We start from the raw sequence: 16,480 nt of genomic DNA on the forward strand, positions 1-16,480 counted from the left end.
ATCCTCCACCGCGTCGGGGCGGTTGGGTTAGCTAAAAAGTTTCTGCAAGCGCTGCACGCCTTCGAGGAGTGCGTCGTCGCCGAGGGCATAGGAGAGGCGGAGGTAGCCGCTTGGCCCAAACGCTTCTCCGGGGATCACGGCGACTTCGGCCTTCTCAAGGATGAGGTCGGCGAGTTCGAGGCTTGTGGTTGGCGTAACGCCGTCCCATTCGCGGTTCAGCAAGCCGGAGACATCCGGGTACACGTAGAACGCGCCCTGAGGTGTCGGACAGTTCACGCCGTCGATCTTGTTGAGTTCGGAGACCATGAGCTTGCGGCGGCGGTCGAAGGCCACCCGCATCTCTTCCACGGCATCCTGGGGGCCGGTGAGGGCTTCGATGGCGGCACGCTGCGAGATGTTGGAGACGTTGCTGGTGAGGTGCGATTGCAGGTTTGCTGCACCCTTCATGGCGTCAACCGGGCCGACCATCCAGCCAAGGCGCCAGCCGGTCATCGAGTAGCTCTTGGCTACACCGTTCACGAGGATGGTGGTGTCAGCAAGCGCCGGAACGACCTCCACGATGGAGACAGCACGCACTCCGTCGTAGACCAAGTTTTGGTAGATGTCGTCGCTGATCACCCAGATGCCGTGCTCAAGAGCCCATTCGCCGATGGCCTTGGTTTGTTCTGGCGAGTAAACGGCACCGGTGGGGTTCGACGGCGAAACGAACAGCAGCACCTTCGTGTTCTCAGTGCGAGCGGCTTCAAGCTGCTCAACGGTCACGAGGTAACCCTGGTCGGCACCGGCGAAGACTTCGACCATGGTGCCACCGGCGAGCTTGATCGCTTCGGGGTAGGTGGTCCAGTACGGGGTAGGAACGATGACTTCATCGCCCTGGTCAACGAGAGTTGCGAAGGCTTGGTACACGGCCTGCTTGCCACCATTGGTGACAACAACCTGGTTGATGCCGACTTCAAGGCCGCTATCACGCAGCGTCTTCGCCGCGATCGCTTCGCGCAGTTCGGGAAGTCCGGCTGCGGGCGTGTAGCGGTGGTTCTTGGGGTCGAGCACGGCCTTGGATGCCGCCTCCACGATGTTCGCGGGGGTCGCGAAGTCGGGCTCGCCCGCCGCGTAGCTGATGATGGGCCGCCCGGCCGCGAGAAGCGACTTGGCCTTGGCATCCACCTTGAGGGTGGCTGACTCGGCGATGGCGGAAATTCTGGCAGAGAGGCGAGGTGAGGTCACCGCTCAAGTCTATGGCTTCGGGTGCCGGGATGCCCAGAGATTGCTTGTCGGCGAGAGAGGCGCTCACACAGAAGACTGCCCCTACCGCGAGAACGCGATAGGGGCAGAGAGAAGCGGCCGGAGCTTGAATCCTGGGGGGACGATAAGCTCCGGCCGCTAGAGGTTACTTACGCAGTCCTAGAGCTCGGACTTGGGGTGTGTACGTAGGTAACCCTGACGCGCGAAGTAGGCACCCGCTGCCAACAACGCGACGATGAGGGCGATGAGAGTCGCAACACCGGCACCGGTGTATGCGAGCTGCCCACCGAGGGCATAGGTCGGAAGATCGAGGAAGTCTGAACCGCCGACGAGGCAGACACCGACACAGGGGTCAGGGTCTCCGTCGGGGTCTCCGCCGGTCCCGCCGGTGCCACAGTTTTCGGTGCAGTTGGGGTCGACCACGGTCTGAACGTTGGGGCCAACAACGGCACGCGCCACGTTGAGGGTGGCTACGTCTCCGCTGCCCACCGCCACGCGTACTGCCGTTTCGCTGAACATGTCACCCTTGACGGTGCCGGTGGAGGTCAACTGTTCTTGCACGTTGACCTTGATCGAGACGAGGTCGTGGAGCACCGTGGCTACGCTCGAGTCTCCGAGGAGACCGGTGACTGCCGGGTTCACGAGGCCGGTGTTCAGGCTCTTGACAAGCGAGGTAACCACGCCGCCGTTAGAGAAGAGAGAGCTATCAAGGCTCTTTCCGAGGCTGCCGATGAGCGTATTCACGTTGAGGCCGGTCGTGACCGTTCCGCCGAGGAGTGAAATGTTTGCCTTCGCGGAGATAGCGGTTCCGTCGATCAGGTCATCCACGTTTCCGATGATGCTGACGTCAACGGTGCTGCGCAGGTCAGGGAGAACAGAACCAACCACTTCGCACACGGTATCTGTCGTGTAGCCGATGATGCCCTGCGTGACGCCCTGGGTTACTCCGTCGGTAAGGCCGCCGGTGAGCCCGCCGAGCAGACCGCCAACGAGGCCGCCGTTGGAGGAACCTCCACCGAGAACTTCACCGTTGAGGATGTCGCCAATGATCGGAACTTGGATGTCGCGGCACACCGTCTTCTGAGTGGACTTCTGTGCGGTCAGCAGGTTGAGCTTGGCGGATACCTCGACGCGAGCATCCCGCAGTGACAGTTCGACGCGTTCGACGATGTCGTCGGCGAGGTCGGCCACCGTTTCGGTGATTCCGTTCAGGATCTGGTTGACCACAGCATCCGTGAGCAGCTCGGTGTTCGGGGCCAGGTTGTTCAGCTCGCCGCCCAGGAGGGTTTCGAGGTCAACCACTACCGCGCCGGTTTCGAGGTTGAAGCTCACGGCGCCGTCTCCGTACTTGCCGTCGAGCAGCGTGCTTACTGCCTTCTGGAGGTCGGCGTCGACGACGACCTTCACGTCAGCTGAGGAACCTACGACGCCGAGTACGGGGTCGAGGATGCCGTCGATCGAGTTACCGAGAGCGCCGTTGTCGCCGCCCAAGCTGATGAGTTGGCCGTCAACGCTGTTGAGCGCCGTGGTGACTTTGCTCGTCAGCTTGCTGATGGCGGGACTGGAGAAGCTCAGCGTTGCATCTGCGAGCGTGTAGTCGCCGGAGGCCGACGTCATGTTTCCGTCGGCACGAGCAGAGACTGCATCGAGCTCGAGCTTGAGGTCAGTGAGAACCGATGCGAACTCGTTGGAGAGGAGGCTGTCGAGGTCGACGGTGAGGTCACCTGCTCGCCCAGACGAGGTGTTGCCGACGCCGATCGCGCCGTCATCCTGAATTGCTCCCGTGGAGGCGAATGATTCGCCATTCTTGTCCGCTTCTGCGTACTGGCTGATTACGCCGGCATCCACCACGTCAAGAAGGGGAAGCTGCAGGCCGCCGGGCTGGTTGAGCACCGTGGCGCCCAAGGCGTCGACGGTAAGAGGATCGCGGTCAACCTGTCGTGCTTGGTTGCCGTTATTGGAGGCGACTACCTGGCCGAGCCCCGCAACGTTGCCGAGGTCGGTTCCGAGCACATCACCAGAGAGGAACTCTGCGTAAGCGTAGGAAGCCCCGGTGGTCTCTTCTGCGCTAGCAGCAGCGGGGGCAATGAATGTGAAGCCCGATACAAGGGCCATGGTTCCGAGGGCCGCTCCGAAACGGACTCCTGCGGTGTGGTTGCTTTTCCCGACTGGCTTCCCAGTGCGCGGGATGTGTTGTGTAAACACGACTGGTACCTTCCTGATCCTGTGTGGATAAGGAAGCTGGTTCGACAATGAGGCCAACGTGAGGGTTGTGCCACGAACTACTGCCTGATCTCAGCTTCGCTTGCCCATATGGTGGTGCTGGTTTTTGAGTTGTGCGGCGAGATGGTGAGGTCTCGCGTGGTGTTGCCCGAATGGTGTTACTGGTAGTGCTGGTGTTGCCCGAATGGTGTTACTGGTAGTGCTGGTGTTGCCCGAATGGTGTTACTGGTAGTGCTGGTGTTGCCCGAATAAGGAGGGTTGGTTTGCCCTGCTTGCATAGAGAGACTGAGACCCCCCTCGGTTATGACGCGGGTTTTCAAACTTTTTCGGAAACTTTTTTTGAGACGCTGAAATGACAGTCGAAGTGGCACCCATTTCTGCCTGTTCACCGCATTGCTTCCCCTAGAGGGGGAGTGGGCACTGCAGGACTGCTCAGGATGACGTACACTTGTTCAGGTTGTTGATAACTGCCATACTTTCGCGCGCCTGCTCCTCACTTCTCAATGTGGATGTGTCGTAGTGTTTGTGCGAAAGTGTGGGTAAGAGATTTACCTCTCTTGCAAAGGGTGGTGGCTCAATTGGTAGAGCAGCGGTCTCCAAAACCGCAGGTTGCAGGTTCGAGTCCTGTCCGCCCTGCAAGTCCCTCTCTGTGAGAAACGGAGTGGGTCGAGTAAGCCGAAGTATCGGAAGGTAGTAAGAGTGGCCAAGAAAGACGTAGACGAGCCCAGCGAGGACGTCGTCGCCAAGGCGAAGAAGGAGAGCGCGCAACGTCGTGGACCCTTCGGCCGCATGACACTCTTCATCCGCCAAGTTATTAACGAACTCAAGAAGGTAGTAACTCCGACTCGGCGCGAGCTGGTCAGCTTTACTCTCGTTGTTCTTGTATTCGTCATCATCATGATGGGTATCGTTTCGGCCCTCGACTTTGGGTTTAGCGCGTTGGTGAACTTCTTGTTCGGCGACCCGAACCTGGTCGTCTAAGCCCTTCATAAACCGCAGCGGTTACGGCCGACCTGCAGAGTAACGAAAAGAGATTTAGTGTCCGAGAACCACCGCGAAGACTCCGAGCTCGCTACGGCAGCAGAGCAGTCCTCCGAGGAGGATGAGGCGCAGACGGGTAACACCTTGGCTGCGGCAGAGCGTTCAGAAGACTCCGCCGAGCACCAGGCAATGCACATTGAGGGCGATTCGGCTGATGTCGATGCCGATCTTGCTGGTCTCCTTGAGGCTCTGGATGCCGCAGTCGATCCTGAAGCAGATGCTGAAGTAAACGACGCGCTCGACATCGACAACGCTGCTGAGGCTGACGCTTCTGTTGCCGCAACCGATGACGAAGCAGCGGATGAAGCTGAAGCTGAAGGCACCGACGCTGCTGAAGCAGCCGAGGGCGAAGAGGCCGAGGTCGACCCGTACGCCGAGTTCCGCATGGACCTTCGCCTGCAGCCGGGCAAGTGGTACGTCATCCACTCCTACGCTGGCTTCGAAAAGCGCGTCAAGCACAACATCGAGAACCGCAAGGTTTCCATGGCGATGGAAGATTTCGTCTTCCAAGTCGAGGTTCCGATGGAAGATGTTGTCGAGATCAAGAACGGTCAACGCAAGCTCGTTAACCGCGTTCGCATCCCCGGCTACGTTTTGGTTCGCATGGACCTCAACGAAGACAGCTGGTCGGTTGTTCGTCACACTCCTGGTGTTACTGGCTTCGTGGGCAACGCTCACAACCCCGTACCGCTGCGTTTCGAAGAAGCATTCAACATGCTGAAGAGCCTTGTTGAGATCGTTGAAGCTCCTGTCGCTAAGGGTGCATCGCAGAAGAGCAAGACCGCTGCACGCGCTATCCCCGCAGAGATCGACTTCGAAATCGGCGAGACCATCACCATCAAGGAAGGTTCGTTCGCGGGCCTTCCCGGTTCGATCAGCGAGATCAAGGCGGAGAGCGGAAAGCTCATCGTTCTGGTTTCCCTCTTCGAGCGCGAGACCCCGGTCGAGCTCAGCTTCGATCAGGTCACCAAGCTTTAAGGGCTTACGCCCCTAAAAAACCACCGCGCCCTTCGGGTGCGGGAGAGCTGACCACACGGGTCAGTTCGTACTGAAAAGGAAACACAATGGCACCGAAAAAGAAGGTTACAGGTCTGATCAAGCTTCAGATCCAAGCCGGCGCCGCTAACCCCGCACCGCCCATCGGGCCTGCGCTGGGACAGCACGGCGTTAACATCATGGAGTTCTGCAAGGCGTACAACGCCGCTACCGAGGCTCAGCGTGGAAACGTTATCCCGGTAGAGATCACCGTGTACGAGGACCGTTCGTTCACGTTCATCCTCAAGACCCCGCCGGCAGCAGAGCTCATCAAGAAGGCTGCTGGAGTTGCAAAGGGTTCGGGCACGCCGCACACCGTCAAGGTTGCGCAGCTCACAAAAGACCAGGTACGTACGATCGCCGAGCAGAAGATGGCTGACCTCAACGCCAACGACATCGACGGCGCAATGAAGATCATCGCGGGCACCGCTCGCTCGATGGGAATCACGGTGGAGGCATAATGTCCAAGAATTCCAAGGCATACAAGGCCGCCGCTGAGAAGCTCGAAGAGGGCAAGTTCTACACGCCTACCGAAGCTGTTTCTGTTGCTCGCGACATGAGCTCCAAGAAGTTTGACTCGACCGTTGAGGTTGCTCTTCGCTTGGGTGTAGACCCTCGCAAGGCTGACCAGATGGTTCGTGGCACCGTTATCCTGCCTCACGGTACGGGTAAGACTGCTCGCGTTATCGTTTTCGCAACCGGTCCGGCAGCAGAAGCAGCAATCGCTGCTGGCGCTGACGAGGTTGGTGGCTCGGAGCTCATCGAGAAGGTAGCCGCTGGTTACACCAACTTCGATGCTGCAGTTTCGACCCCCGAGCTCATGGGCCAGGTTGGTCGTTTGGGTAAGGTACTTGGCCCGCGTGGCCTCATGCCAAACCCGAAGACCGGAACGGTTACCCCTGACACCGCAAAGGCTGTCTCGGAGATCAAGGGCGGAAAGATCGAATTCCGCGTCGACAAGCACTCCAACGTTCACTTCATCGTGGGCAAGGCCGGCTTCACCGCTGAGCAGCTTGACGAGAACATCAAGGCAGCACTCGACGAGGTTCTGCGCGCCAAGCCCAGCTCTTCCAAGGGTCGCTACATCACGAAGGCAACGGTTTCGACCACCTTCGGTCCTGGCATTCCGGTCGACATCAACTCGATCTAATACTGCTTAAATGAACGGGGGTCGGCTTGTGCCGGCCCCCGTTTTTTGCATTCCCGGGCATCCTGCTGGAGGGAATATGCTGGTCGGTATCCGCCGTAGGGAGCCCTGTCGTGACCACCACCGTTCGCCGCGCTATCGAGAGTGACGCCGAGTTGCTCCACGAGATCGCTCGCCAGACGTTTCCGCTGGCGTGCCCTGCCAGCACAACACTCGATTCGATCGCGTCGTACATCGCAGAAGCCCTTTCGGTGTCAGCATTCCGTCACTATCTCACTGACCCTGCCCGCGAGGTGCTTCTGGCCGAGGTAGATGGCCAGCCCGCTGGCTACGCGCTATTTTCTACTGCCGAGCCCAGTGATCCGGATGTCGCCCAGGTGCTTACTCTTCACCCCACGGTAGAGCTCAGCAAGTGCTACGTTCTCGGCCTCTTTCATGGCGCCGGTGTCGCGCCCGCGTTGATCGGTTCAGGAATTGCGTGGGCGCGCGATCAAGGTTTCGCTGGGATGTGGTTGGGCGTGAATCAGGAGAATGCCCGCGCCAATCGTTTCTACGAAAAGATGGGCTTCGAGCTCGCAGGAACCAAAAAGTTTCTCGTCGGAGACCGCTGGGAAGACGACTTTGTGCGTCAACTTTCGCTCAACGAACCCCTTGCCGCCCACTAACCCGATGACGACTGTTGCGCCGCAGCGCGTTTCTTCTGCAGCTATTGAGGGATTTTCTGCCGTCGTAGGCAGCGTTGCTGTCGGTATTGCGCTTGTCGTAATTTGGGCCTCGCGGCTCATGGTTCCGCGTGAGCTGTATGTCAGCGAGTTGGGGGCGGAGGGCGAACCGACCGCGGCCGCTTTCGAAGTCGCACTGCTGCTCATCGTGGTTGGTGGGTCGGCAGTTGCGTGGAGTGCGCGTCGGGTGCGCGCGTGGCCGCCGCTGCTGTCCTTCGGTTCGCCAGCGTTGTCTCTCTGGGTGGGGTGCGGATTCTTCCTGATCGCCTCCCAAGTGACGTGCACCTCAGGGTGCCCGTTGCCCTACGGACCTAGTTTCACTTGGCAAGATTTCACGCACACGCTAGCGGCAGTTATCGCCTTTGCCGCAGCATGCTGGGCGATGATCCAAACCTCGTTCGCGAGGGAACACCGCGTGCTGGCGCGCATGTCGCTCATCACCGCTGTGGCGGTCGCGGTAATAGCCGGAACCGGTGGGCTCTTTTCCCTGTTCCGTTTTCAGGTCGTGCTCGGCAGCCGGCTTGAGTTCGTAGCCACGACGATTGCGATTGCATGGCTCATCATTCTCGGAACCGTGATCGCCGCACGCGCGCTTTCTCGAACTATCCGCTCGTAGTTGCGCTGTGGTGCTCTGGGTCTACGACGCGCGCATGAGATCGAGCAGTCGATCAGCCAAACCCACCAGAGTGTGGATCTGATCTTCGTCGCGCTCAACCCACTGGCACTTCGGCTCAGAATGCACAGGGACAAAATCAGTATGTTGTTCCCACACTACGAGCGTGCGGTCAGCGCCCAGCACATACTGCTGCCACCACACCTGACGAAGATACGAGCGGGGAATGGTACGCCACGCTTTAGCGGTCGTTTTGATCTCCGAAAGCACGAGCGACCCATCAAGCACCGAGACGCCGTCGGGGGTTGCTAAATGCAGAGGCTGATCGTGGGCGTGATAAAGCGCCGAACTTGCCTGGATGCCGTGCGCACCGAGCACCCAGCGAGCGATTTCGGGTTCCCGAGCGCGACCGTGATCGGTAAACGCATTGCCGCTGAAACCGGAGCCGAGCAGCTTGCTCTCCACCACAGCACGTAAGGATTGTTCTGTGGCCAGGCGGGCGGCGTCCGTTGCTGTCACGCCGCGACTGCGGGCACGAAGCCACGCGACGCGATCCTCAGAGTGAGCAACGATGCGATGGCGATGATTGGGCGCAACCGGTTCCCAAAGATCGAGTTCCGGTTGCATAGTCACACCCCATTGTCTCTCCTGCTGGTGGCATCGCGTGCGCGCCCTACAGAGAAACGGGGATTCTCGCTGCTCTGTGATCACTTACTCCGCGTCTGGACCTGTAATGCCAGTACGAACTGGCAGACTAGGCCCATGCGAGCCATGCACCCCGACACAGCGCCAACTTCGAGTTTTCGCAGTCGGTGGATTGGGGTAGCTGCGGCAGCAATCGTGGCAGTCATGACGTTGGTTCCGGTCGCGGGGGCCTCGGCGTCTGTTGGTTCGACGCCGCCTGACGTCACCTCGTTTGCAAACGACGATGATGGACTCCTTCTGGAACTGGGAGAGTTCTTTGGCCAAGACCAGCGTGGCAGCGGCCTCGACTTCACGGATGGCATTGAGCTTGGTGCGATTGATCGCGTGTTCTTGTGGTCGAACGACTATCACTCGGGTCAACCGACAGAGACTCCGGTCCAGTATGTGAATCGGTGGATGGTTCCGGTGACGATCGGGGAAGAACCGGTCGGCGTAGCCATGATCGGCATCGATCCGGCGACTGTTGAACCTGAAATGATCGATTTCATCCGTAATCCAGGCATTGCTCTCGCGCTGGATGACGTTGACGACGACGCCACTCTCGTGCAGGAGCCTGAGACGGGTGCGTGGTTCAGTCTCATCGATGGCACGATCACGCCTCTCGTGCGTGGTTCTAGCGAAGTAGCAGGCGAGATGACGCTTGAGGCGTACCAGCCCATCGTGTCGACCCGCCTCATTGAAGTTGTCGAAGAAGATCCGCAGCCTGACCAAGGCTCAGTGCAGTCCGTAGTACTGATCGCCACCACGATTCTTGTGGTGCTGATGGTGCTGCTTGTTCCCACGGTGGTTGGCCAAGTACGCGAGCGCCGTGAGCGTCGCGCTGTTGAAGATGGCGCAGCGGAAGAGAACGACGACGCTGAGGGCGCAACTACCTCGGCTGATAAAGCCGGCACGGCAACCGAGGCTGACGACGAAGTTGAGATTGTCGCTGCAGCGAAAGCAGTACCCGCGACAACCGCCCCAGCAAAAATTGCCGCCCCGGCAAAGCCCGCCGCTAAGCGAACCTCTGCGAAAAGAGCTCCAGCCAAAAAAGCGGCAGCCACAAAGTCCGCCGGGAAAGCCACAACGCCGCGTCCGGCCGCTGCGAAGTCCGCCACTGCTGCGGTGACGAAGACTCCCGCGAAGACAACAACGAAAGCGTCCACGCCACCGATACCCACGGCGGCGTCGAAAACTGCACCCAAGGCGGCGCCCAAGGCGGCGCCCAAGGCGGCACCCAAGGCGGCGCCCAAGGCGGCACCCAAGGCGGCGCCCAAGGCGGCGGCGAAAACTGCACCGAAAACCACTGCGAAATCCGCCACGGCGACTGCGTCGAAATCCGCCGCTGCTCGGCCAGCAGCCAAGAAGCGCGCCTCCACAGCGTCGCCGAAGACAACGACGGCGACCACCCCTGCACCGAAGACACCTGCTGCGAAAAAGCCCGCACCGAAAAAGCCCGCACCGAAGACAGCCGCGACGAAAAAGCCTGCAGCGGAAAAGCCTGCTGCGGAAAAGCCCGCGAGGAAGAAACCAACACCCAAGAAGCCCGCGGCGTCTGCAGGTACGCACACGAGCGATAGCTCAGCAGACTAGACAATCGTGGGATTGCTGCACTCTCCGCTTGATCGCGACATCCGCCGCCTCGCCGTTCCGGCGCTGGGCGCACTAGTTGCCGAACCGATCTTCCTGCTGACCGATACAGCTCTCGTGGGGCACCTCGGCAGCGCGCAGCTCGGTGGGTTGAGTGTCGCAAGCGCTGTGCTGCAGACGGCAGTCGGGCTATTGATATTTCTGGCCTATTCCACCACTCCCGCGGTTGCTCGTTGGTTGGGGGTCGGCAATAGGGCACGGGCGGTCGCGGCGGGCGTAGATGGCGTGTGGCTGGCGATCGCACTCGGGGTCGTGCTTGTGGCGGTCGGCATCCCCACCACTCCCTGGCTGATTAGCCTCTTCAACCCAGATGCCAGTGTCGTGGGTTACGCCACCGAATACCTGTCAATCTCGATCTTGGGCTTGCCAGCGATGCTCATTACTTTTGCGGCATCTGGTTTACTGCGGGGCCTGCAGGATACGCGCACCCCGCTCGTGGTTGCCGTTGCCGGGTTCGTTTCCAATGCCCTGTTGAATGCACTCTTCATTTACGGTTTCGGCTGGGGCGTTGCCGGCTCAGCCATCGGCACGGTCGTCGCAAGTTGGGGCATGGCTGCCGCCTACCTCGTGATGCTTGTCACGCTCGCTCGTCGGGAGAGCGCCCGGTTGCGACCGCACGTCACCGGGATGCTGTTGGCCGGTCACGCGGGAGCGTGGCTTCTGCTGCGCACCGCATCCTTGCGCGCAGCAATGCTCGCGACGATTGCGGTCGCCACGAGTTTCGGGGTGCCTGAGCTGGCGACCGTGCAAATTGCGCTCACGATCTTTGCGACGCTTGCCTTTGTGCTCGATGCGCTCGCTATTGCCGGTCAAGCGATGATCGGCAAAGAGCTGGGGGCCAGCGATCTTCCGCGTGCGCGTGCGATCACGCGGCGTCTCATCGAACTGGGAATCGGCAGCGGCATCGTCCTTGGAGTAGTGGTGCTTCTGTCGTCACCGTGGATCGGGTTCGCGTTTAGTTCTGACCCAGAAGTGCGCAGTGGCCTGGCGGCGCTTCTGCCGGTGCTTGCCCTCGGCATCCCGATTGCCGGATTCGTATTTGTGCTCGATGGCGTGCTGATCGGCGCTGGGGATGCGCGCTATCTGGCACTCAGTGGCCTTATCAACCTCGCCGTGTATGTGCCGTTGCTGTGGTGGGTCGATGTCGCCGACCTCACGTCGGTGTCCGCGATCGTGGCCCTGTGGTGTGCGTTCGGTCTCGGCTATATCGGTGCCCGTGCTGTCACTCTCGGCCTGCGGGCTCGTGGCGATCGCTGGCTCATTCCTGGGGCGACGCGCTAGCGAACACGCGCCGCCCGTCCGAGGGATGGGGTGCTTCTATTTCTTTTCGGTTACCGAACCGTGCTTCAAGTACAACCGACGCTCGGCACGCTTCGCGACCGCGGAGTCGTGGGTCACGATGATGAGCGTCAGCCCCTCATCCCGCCACAGTCCTTCGAGAAGCTCCATGATCTCGTCGCGAGTTTGCTCGTCAAGGTTTCCGGTCGGCTCGTCTGCCAACAGAACCTTGGGTTCCTTCACGAGTGCTCGGGCGATCGCGACACGCTGCTGTTGCCCGCCCGAAAGCTCGGCGGGGTGGTGAGTTAGGCGTTCGCCCAATCCCACCTTTTCTAGAGCAGCGCGAGCACGAAGGCGACGGTCGGAATTCGACAGTCCGAGAGGCGCGAGCGCAGTCTCCACATTCTCCTGCGCCGTGAGTGTCGGGATGAGATTGAAGCCCTGAAAGACGAACCCAATAGTGCGGGCGCGAATTTCTGCCAGTCGTGAGTCTGGCATCGCGGAGAGCTCCTCTCCGCCGAGGGTTACGGTGCCGCTCGTGGGGCGCTCGAGAGCTCCGAGCATTTGTAGCAGGGTCGACTTGCCGCCTCCGGTTGGGCCCTGGATAGCGACCATTTGCCCGGTGGGGATGCTCAAGGTCACCTTGTTCAGAGCACTAATCGGGCCGCGTTTCGTTTCGTATTTTTTGGTGAGTTCGCTGAGTTCATACATTAAAAGTCTCCTTGAGGTCTATGGGGTTCAGGGGTTAGGCGACGCTGCGGAGAGCTTCAGCGGGGCGCAGTCGTGCTGCACGCCATCCGCCGAACGCACCGGCAATGAGTCCGCCGAGAATGGCGAGAGCAACGGCGATGCCGATGATGCCGAAGGTCACGGGAATCTGTAGAGCGATGTCGGTTGTCGCCGCGGCGGTGGTTGCAGCGTCACCAAAGCGGTTGCCTCCGCCTCCGCCACCCGCGCCAGCACCTTGGCCCGTGGTCGCGGTCGCGGTAGCGCTCGCGCTGAGCACCGGAGCAGCGATATTAATGGCGAGGATGCCGAGGAGTCCGATCGCAACACCGATCACTCCACCGATGGCACCTTGCACAAGCGACTCGCCAGCGACCTGACGTACGACAGCGCCGTTACTCCAACCGATGGCCTTCAGCGTTCCGAACTCGCGGGTGCGGCGAGCAACACCAGAGGTGGTGAGCAGTACCGAGATGAGGAACGCGGCAGCCAAGACGATGATCGAGAGCCACGTTCCGAGCTTTCCGACGAGGTCAGACGCGGTAGAGAGCGAGCCGGAAACGCTCGAGGCGAGATCTTCCTGGGTCTTCACCGAAGCATCCGGCAGTTCCGTTTGCAGTGCTGTTTGAACGGCGGCGATGTCAGTGGAGCTTGCGGCCTGAACGTACACGGTCGAAATCTGGTTCTCCAAGTCGGCAACGCGCTGGGCGGTGTCGAGCGGAATGTAGGTGTTGGATGCCGTAGTCGCGTCAGCGGAGGTCGATGTGACGGTTCCGATTACTTCGAATTCTTCGCCACCGATCTCCAGGCTGTCGCCGACGGTGAGTGAGCTCGTGGTGGCGTAGCTCGTGTCGAGAATCACGACGTTGGCGTCGCTGTCGCTCGACTCGAAGGCGCGGCCGTCTACGAGCTCGACGGAGGTGAGTGGGCCGACGCTTTCGCCCGCTACATCGATTCCGGTCACGGTGAAGGTGTCGACGTTGAAGGCGCTTCCGCCAGCTCCATCGGGACCGCCGCGGCCACCCTGTTGGGTTCCTTCGCCGGGTGCGGTTTCGCCGGTGTCCGTTGTGGTGGGCGCAGCAACTTCACCGCTGAAACTCACGTTGGAGAGCGCCAGGGTGGCGGTGGCTGCGGCAACGGAGTCGAGGCTGAGGGCTGTGGTGAGAGCATCCGCGTCGAAAGTGGAGCTGCCAATGCCGCTGGTGAGGCTGGACTGGCTGAGCGCCGTCGTGCCATTGGCGGTATCGCCGTCTTCGGCTCCGAACTCAAAGCGTGGACCTTCTTGCGGCGCACCCTCTTCGCCCCCGCCGGGCTGAATGGGTTCTTGTGTAACGGTGATGTCGGTGCCGACGCCGTATACCGAGGCGAGCACGGTCGCTTGGGCGTCGCGCACTCCTGCTGCGACGCCGTTAACAATCATGACGAGCGCAATCGCCAATGCCATTCCAGCGGCGATGATTGCTGTTTGTTTGCGTCGATTGCTGAGCTCTCGATACAGATACGTTCCGAACATGGGTCTCCTCAGGTGATGCGCGGTGATGCAGGTGGTCGAGGTAACGATAGGAACGGTGTCTATCAGCGCACTATGGCGATCCTGTGAATCCTCCTAGAGACTCCAATATTCTTGAAAAGCAGTAAGCCGAGCATCCGCCTTCAGAAAATTCATAGGAAACTCCGAATAACTAGACCCATGACCCAGTCACACCACCTCCCCGCGGTTCAGGCGCAACCGCGACTTAGCCGCGCCGATGGAACCGCTATTCGTGCGGTCGTGGTCGATGATGAGGATTCGCTCACCGACCTTCTCTCCATGGCTCTGCGCTACGAAGGGTGGGATGTGCGGCTCGCGTCCGACGGCCCCTCGGCTCTCTCGACCATCCGCGAGTTTAAGCCAGACATCGTCGTGCTCGACATCATGTTGCCGGGGCTCGACGGGCTATCAGTGCTGTCGCGATTGCGGGCGGATGGCATCCAAACCCCCATTCTTTTCTTGACCGCCAAAGACTCCGTAGACGACCGGATCGCGGGCCTCACCGTGGGCGGCGACGACTACGTCACGAAGCCTTTCAGTTTGGAAGAGCTGGTGGCGCGACTGCGGGCGCTGTTGCGTCGTTCAGCGCTCGCCATCGCGGGGGAGTCGAACCCGATCATCGAGGTCGGCGACCTCATGCTCGACGAGAGCACCTACGAAGTGAGCCGTGCCGGTACTCCTGTTGAGCTCACCGCTACCGAGTTTGAACTCCTGCGGTACCTCATGCGTAACCCGCGCCGTGTACTCAGCCGCGCCCAAATTCTTGACCGCGTCTGGAGCTACGACTTCGGCGGCAAGGCCAGTGTTGTAGAGATTTACATCTCCTACCTGCGTAAAAAGGTGGATGTTCTTGGCCCGCCCATGATCCAAACCGTGCGCGGTGTGGGTTACATGTTGCGAGCGCCCGAATGATTCGCCCGCGCGAAGTGAAAGCGCCCCGCACCGGGCGGCCTCCCCTGAGCCTGCGCAAACGACTCGTTCTGGGCAGCGCTGCGCTCATTGCGCTCGCCGCAATTCTTATCGGTGTCGTGAGCGTGCTCTCGTTGCAGGGCTTTCTCGTTGGTCGCCTCGATGACCAGCTCTTGTCGGCATCGAGTCGCTCACAAGGCGCCCTCGAAGGCAGCCAATTCGACAATGGCCAGCGCCCGCCCGCCCGCGACTTCTTGGCCCTTCCTGGCCAGAGTGCAGGAACTATTGCCGGGCTGGCGACCAGTTCGGGGGAGATAATCGCGGGAGTTCTGGGCGTTACGGGTGGCGCATCGTCGCTCACCAGTGAACAGCTCGACACCCTTGCCAGCCTCGAACAGATCAACGAACCCATCACCGTCTCTCTGGGCGGCGACCTCGGTGACTACCGAATGATCATGTCGAGCGATCCCGTGACGGGCGACTCTCTCATCGTGGGCCTGCCGCTCTCGGATGTTCAAGCGACTGTTCTCCAACTGACGATTCTCGTCGTGGGAATTGGCGTGCTCGCGATCGCTGTAGCGGCTATCGCCGGAGCGATCGCCGTCCGCTTCGCCCTACGACCCCTTGAGCGCGTGGCGAGCACCGCAACACGGGTGTCTGAGCTCCAACTCGACCGGGGAGCCGTGGCGCTCGCCGAGAGAGTCTCGCTCGATGACGCCGACCCGCGCACGGAGGTCGGCCAGATGGGCTCGGCCCTCAACCGTTTGCTCGAGCACGTGGCATCCGCTCTCACCGCTCGTCAAGCAAGTGAAGACAAAGTGCGCTCCTTCGTTGCCGATGCCAGCCATGAACTGCGCACGCCCCTCGCGTCGATCCGTGGTTATGCCGAACTGACGAGGCGCGGCGGCCATGAAATTCCTACCGACGTCGCGCACGCTATTGGGCGCATTGAGGCTGAATCCGTGCGGATGACGGGGCTGGTTGAGAGCCTTCTTCTTCTGGCGCGACTCGACGAGTCAGCTCCGGTCGAACACCGTGCTGTAGATGTCTCCCAGCTCCTCATTGAGGCCGTGGGGGATGCTGCCGTCGCCGGCCCCGACCATGAGTGGGAGTTGCAGCTTCCGGATGACGCGGTCGTCGTCAACGGCGATAGCGCCCGACTTCACCAGGTTGTCGCCAACCTTCTCGCCAATGCACGAATCCACACTCCGGCAGGCACGAGCGTAATCGCGAGCCTCTCTACGGAGGGCGATCGCGCCATCATCGAGGTTCGTGACACGGGCCCCGGTATTGCGGATGAGTTGCAAGCGAAGGTCTTTGAGCGTTTTGTGCGAGGCGATAGTTCTCGCTCGCGCGCTGCCGGCAGCACAGGGCTCGGTCTGGCCATTGTCGCGGCAGTTGTCGAGTCGCTGGGGGGAACGAGTTCCGTCTCAAGCGAGCCGGGTAACACCGTGTTCCGCGTCGAGCTTCCGATAGCAGCGACAACCTAATTGGATGCAGCGGGGGCTGTCGCAGGAGCGCCCGGCAGCCGAGTTGCAGCCAGGCCCTCAATCACGTACTCTTACGGAAGCCAAAGACCGCAGGTCGTTAGCGTGCATGAAAATGTATGCGATCGAAGTTCGTGAAAACGAAGGCCAGCGCAGGTGTATGAAGTAGTTTTTCGATCAACTCTGGTCGCA

The 16,480-nt window shown here is 60.7% G+C and carries 15 protein-coding genes and 1 tRNA gene; 11 read left to right on the forward strand and 5 right to left on the reverse strand.

What is annotated here, in order from left to right:
- Positions 1-27: 27 nt before the first annotated feature.
- Both I6E60_RS10735 and I6E60_RS10740 read right to left on the reverse strand, forming a co-directional pair.
- Complete coding sequence (locus tag I6E60_RS10735; protein WP_197126085.1) at positions 28-1,224, reverse strand: pyridoxal phosphate-dependent aminotransferase; 1,197 nt, start codon at positions 1,222-1,224, stop codon at positions 28-30.
- Positions 1,225-1,401: 177 nt separating this feature from the next.
- The gene (locus I6E60_RS10740; protein WP_197180297.1) at positions 1,402-3,447 is read right to left on the reverse strand and encodes a choice-of-anchor G family protein; all 2,046 of its coding nucleotides are present in this window, start codon (positions 3,445-3,447) and stop codon (positions 1,402-1,404) included.
- 581 nt (positions 3,448-4,028) lie between these two features.
- Here I6E60_RS10740 and I6E60_RS10745 point away from each other — a divergent pair.
- The 7 genes from I6E60_RS10745 (at position 4,029) to I6E60_RS10775 (ending at position 8,026) form a co-directional block, all read left to right on the forward strand.
- Positions 4,029-4,101: transfer RNA gene (locus I6E60_RS10745), tRNA-Trp, on the forward strand.
- 63 nt (positions 4,102-4,164) lie between these two features.
- Positions 4,165-4,446 (forward strand): preprotein translocase subunit SecE, encoded by a 282-nt coding sequence (secE, locus tag I6E60_RS10750; RefSeq protein WP_197108034.1) that lies wholly within the window; start codon positions 4,165-4,167, stop codon positions 4,444-4,446.
- 57 nt (positions 4,447-4,503) lie between these two features.
- A complete protein-coding gene (gene nusG, locus I6E60_RS10755) occupies positions 4,504-5,484 on the forward strand; it encodes a transcription termination/antitermination protein NusG (RefSeq protein ID WP_197126082.1) in 981 nt (326 codons plus the stop codon).
- Between the two features lie 86 nt (positions 5,485-5,570).
- Positions 5,571-6,002: a 50S ribosomal protein L11 gene (gene rplK, locus I6E60_RS10760; protein WP_100389473.1), complete on the forward strand. Its 432-nt coding sequence runs from the start codon at positions 5,571-5,573 to the stop codon at positions 6,000-6,002.
- Positions 6,002-6,691 (forward strand): 50S ribosomal protein L1, encoded by a 690-nt coding sequence (gene rplA / locus I6E60_RS10765; protein WP_197126081.1) that lies wholly within the window; start codon positions 6,002-6,004, stop codon positions 6,689-6,691. The genes rplK and rplA overlap by 1 nt, the downstream gene beginning before the upstream one ends.
- Positions 6,692-6,801: 110 nt before the next feature.
- On the forward strand, positions 6,802-7,353 hold the full coding sequence (locus tag I6E60_RS10770) for a GNAT family N-acetyltransferase (protein WP_197126080.1): 552 nt from the start codon (positions 6,802-6,804) through the stop codon (positions 7,351-7,353).
- Positions 7,354-7,357: 4 nt separating this feature from the next.
- Positions 7,358-8,026, forward strand: coding sequence for a DUF998 domain-containing protein (locus I6E60_RS10775; RefSeq protein ID WP_197126079.1), 669 nt, complete (start codon positions 7,358-7,360; stop codon positions 8,024-8,026).
- 21 nt (positions 8,027-8,047) lie between these two features.
- Here the strand turns inward: I6E60_RS10775 and I6E60_RS10780 are convergent, their stop codons facing one another.
- Positions 8,048-8,650 carry a YqaJ viral recombinase family protein gene (locus I6E60_RS10780; RefSeq protein WP_197180781.1) on the reverse strand — a complete coding sequence of 201 codons (603 nt, stop codon included), beginning with the start codon at positions 8,648-8,650 and terminating at the stop codon, positions 8,048-8,050.
- A gap of 135 nt (positions 8,651-8,785) precedes the next feature.
- Here I6E60_RS10780 and I6E60_RS14610 point away from each other — a divergent pair, with 135 nt between their 5' ends.
- Both I6E60_RS14610 and I6E60_RS10790 read left to right on the forward strand, forming a co-directional pair.
- Positions 8,786-10,300: a hypothetical protein gene (locus I6E60_RS14610; protein ID WP_197180300.1), complete on the forward strand. Its 1,515-nt coding sequence runs from the start codon at positions 8,786-8,788 to the stop codon at positions 10,298-10,300.
- Positions 10,301-10,306: 6 nt separating this feature from the next.
- Positions 10,307-11,638: an MATE family efflux transporter gene (locus I6E60_RS10790; protein WP_197180301.1), complete on the forward strand. Its 1,332-nt coding sequence runs from the start codon at positions 10,307-10,309 to the stop codon at positions 11,636-11,638.
- 36 nt (positions 11,639-11,674) lie between these two features.
- On the opposite strand, the gene I6E60_RS10795 is transcribed toward I6E60_RS10790, so the two are convergent.
- Positions 11,675-12,346 (reverse strand): ABC transporter ATP-binding protein, encoded by a 672-nt coding sequence (locus tag I6E60_RS10795; RefSeq protein WP_197126076.1) that lies wholly within the window; start codon positions 12,344-12,346, stop codon positions 11,675-11,677.
- A gap of 34 nt (positions 12,347-12,380) precedes the next feature.
- Complete coding sequence (locus I6E60_RS10800; RefSeq protein ID WP_197126074.1) at positions 12,381-13,874, reverse strand: ABC transporter permease; 1,494 nt, start codon at positions 13,872-13,874, stop codon at positions 12,381-12,383.
- A gap of 177 nt (positions 13,875-14,051) precedes the next feature.
- Here I6E60_RS10800 and I6E60_RS10805 point away from each other — a divergent pair, with 177 nt between their 5' ends.
- Together I6E60_RS10805 and I6E60_RS10810 are read left to right on the forward strand one after the other, a co-directional pair.
- Complete coding sequence (locus tag I6E60_RS10805) at positions 14,052-14,804, forward strand: response regulator transcription factor (protein ID WP_197180303.1); 753 nt, start codon at positions 14,052-14,054, stop codon at positions 14,802-14,804.
- The gene (locus tag I6E60_RS10810) at positions 14,801-16,291 is read left to right on the forward strand and encodes a cell wall metabolism sensor histidine kinase WalK (RefSeq protein ID WP_197180305.1); all 1,491 of its coding nucleotides are present in this window, start codon (positions 14,801-14,803) and stop codon (positions 16,289-16,291) included. Before I6E60_RS10805 ends, I6E60_RS10810 begins: the two co-directional genes overlap by 4 nt.
- The last annotated feature ends 189 nt before the right edge of the window (positions 16,292-16,480 follow it).

It is taken from the genome of Salinibacterium sp. SWN167 (genome assembly GCF_015864665.1).
GTDB lineage: Bacteria > Actinomycetota > Actinomycetes > Actinomycetales > Microbacteriaceae > Rhodoglobus.

What these genes read in the sequence shown, in the direction of transcription:
- I6E60_RS14610 (WP_197180300.1), top strand. Translation starts at nt 8,786, where the DNA reads ATGCGAGCCATGCACCCCGACACAGCGCCAACTTCGAGTTTTCGCAGT.
- rplA (WP_197126081.1), top strand. Translation starts at nt 6,002, where the DNA reads ATGTCCAAGAATTCCAAGGCATACAAGGCCGCCGCTGAGAAGCTCGAA.
- I6E60_RS10800 (WP_197126074.1), bottom strand. Translation starts at nt 13,874, where the DNA reads ATGTTCGGAACGTATCTGTATCGAGAGCTCAGCAATCGACGCAAACAA.
- I6E60_RS10780 (WP_197180781.1), bottom strand. Translation starts at nt 8,650, where the DNA reads ATGCAACCGGAACTCGATCTTTGGGAACCGGTTGCGCCCAATCATCGC.
- rplK (WP_100389473.1), top strand. Translation starts at nt 5,571, where the DNA reads ATGGCACCGAAAAAGAAGGTTACAGGTCTGATCAAGCTTCAGATCCAA.
- I6E60_RS10810 (WP_197180305.1), top strand. Translation starts at nt 14,801, where the DNA reads ATGATTCGCCCGCGCGAAGTGAAAGCGCCCCGCACCGGGCGGCCTCCC.
- I6E60_RS10795 (WP_197126076.1), bottom strand. Translation starts at nt 12,346, where the DNA reads ATGTATGAACTCAGCGAACTCACCAAAAAATACGAAACGAAACGCGGC.
- I6E60_RS10805 (WP_197180303.1), top strand. Translation starts at nt 14,052, where the DNA reads ATGACCCAGTCACACCACCTCCCCGCGGTTCAGGCGCAACCGCGACTT.
- I6E60_RS10775 (WP_197126079.1), top strand. Translation starts at nt 7,358, where the DNA reads ATGACGACTGTTGCGCCGCAGCGCGTTTCTTCTGCAGCTATTGAGGGA.